Annotated in this window: 2 protein-coding genes; both read right to left on the reverse strand. The window is 64.4% G+C overall.

Annotation, left to right across the window (positions count from 1 at the left end):
• Nucleotides 1-776, reverse strand: a 776-nt coding sequence (locus MJD61_12240; protein ID MCG8556038.1) for a branched-chain amino acid ABC transporter permease, incomplete at its 3' end; no start/stop codon positions are given.
• 62 nt (nucleotides 777-838) lie between these two features.
• Nucleotides 839-2,060 (reverse strand): ABC transporter substrate-binding protein (locus tag MJD61_12245; GenBank protein MCG8556039.1); only part of this gene is annotated, 1,222 nt, incomplete at its 5' end.

Here is a 2,060-nt window from a genome sequence, read left to right on the forward strand (position 1 = left end):
ATCGCCGCCGCGATGGAGGGGATCACCATGAACGTGATCACGGTGGGCTCCAGCCGGATGAGATCGCCGAACATCAGGCCCGTGAAACCGGCCAACAGGCCCGAAATGCCCCACGCCAGCGTCTCGACTTTCAGGATCGGCACCCCCCGCAGCGCCGACAGGTGGCGGTTGTTCGCCAGGGAGCGCATCTGCAATCCGCGAACCGACCGCGAGAGATAGGCCTGGATGGCGATCACCACCGCTATCGCGGTGAGGAACACGATCAGCCTCGTCAAGGTGACCCTCAGGCCCAGTATCTTGATCCCAATGGCGTCCGACGGCAGGGAGAACTTGCGCACATCGTCCACCCAGAAGAAATTGACCGCGCCAAGAATGATAAGCGCCGCGCCCAAGGTGGCGGCGGCTTTGACCACCGGCGGCTGGAAGGACAGCATCGGCGCCACGGCCCGCCCGTAGGTCAGCGACAACGCGGTGGCGAGCGCGATGCCGGCGATCCAGGTGAGCGGGCCGGGCAGGCCCCATTGCCCCAACTGCCACGCCGCCATCACGCCCGCCGCGCCCATGGCGCCATTGGCGATGTTCAGCACGCCGCTGGCGCGGTAGAGCACCACCAGGCCGATGCCACCCAGCGCGTAAAGCGAGCCGGTGGCAAGGCCCGAAACGGCGAACAGGCCCACGACCTTCATGGGCTTGCCCGCCGCCAGCCAGGCAAACGCGCCAGCCATTACAAGCAGGTAGACACCTGCCGAAACCAGATGGTCGCGCTGGACGGACATTAAACAGGCACCCGGCCCGCAAGGCGGCACACCCGGCTTCGAGGATGTGCCGCCAATCGCGATCAGCGCAGGCCCAGCTCTTTCTCGATTGCGATATGCGGCTCGAAATAGGCGCTGTCGTACTCGTAGCAGTCGCGCACCACCTCGAAGCCGCCATCCTTGATGAGCACCATGTGGCCGGCATGGTTCGGCATGTGGAAATCGGCCTCGCCCACATAGTACGGCCCGCACATCAAATCCGAGGTGTAGCCTGAAATCGCGGTGATCGCCGCGTTGACCTTGGCGCGGTCGCCCACGTCGGCAGGGTCCATGGCCAGCAGCGTGTCCACGAAGAACCTGGCCGACAGATATCCCGACTGGGAAAAGGTGTCGCGCGGATCATCCGCGTTGGCGTAGGCATCCATCACCTTGATCCAGTTGTTGTTGTCGGGACCGCCGTCGTTGAACGGCGCCAGTTCCGCGTTCACATAGACATGCCCGCTCCAATACTCGCCAAGAGCCTCTGGAACCGACAGATCATAAAGCGGTGTGGGAGCGATCCACTTGTAGGAATCGCGCAGGTCCTGTTCTTCGGCGGCCTTCAGCACCGCGATGGCGAGACCGGCCGGCAGGTTCACCAACATCGTGTCGGCGCCGGTCGCCACCGCCTCCAGCAGCGCGGAGTTCACATCGGGTGCGGCCGGGTTCATGAAGATCGAATGCCCCGATCCGCCGCGCGCCTCCATCAACGCGGCGACCTGATCGCAGGACCAGGTGCCAACGTTCGGAATGGCGAGACCGACACAGGCCACGCTGGTCGAGCCCAACTCCTCCTGGGCATATTGCGCCGCACCGACATTGGATGGCAGCGGACCCTGGTTGGTGGACACGATATTGGGGCTTTCAAAGCACTCCGAAACCGCACAGGCGGACGCCATGGTCATCACGCCCTGCTCCTTGTAGGTGCCAGCATTGACCGCCATCTCCAGGAACGAACCGTTGCCGACCATCGCCACGACGGCTTCATCGACCAGCAGTTTGGCAGCGGCCTGGCCGGCCAGTTCCGGGTTCCACTGATCGTTCTCGACAAGGTACTCGATGGGGCGCCCGTGGATACCACCGTTGGCGTTCACGCAGGCGAAGTAGGCCGCCGCCGCATCGGTCGAGGATGAAAAATCGCCGGGCGCGGCGTTGCCGTGGATGCCGCCAACCTTGATGGGCTCGCCGGTTGCCGCCTCGCCGGTGTTCATTCCGCAGCTTGGCCCGTCCTCAGCCATGGCGGTACTCGTTCTCAGTGCGGCCATG

It is taken from the genome of Pseudomonadota bacterium, from assembly GCA_022361155.1.
Classification (GTDB): domain Bacteria; phylum Myxococcota_A; class Polyangia; order Polyangiales; family JAKSBK01; genus JAKSBK01.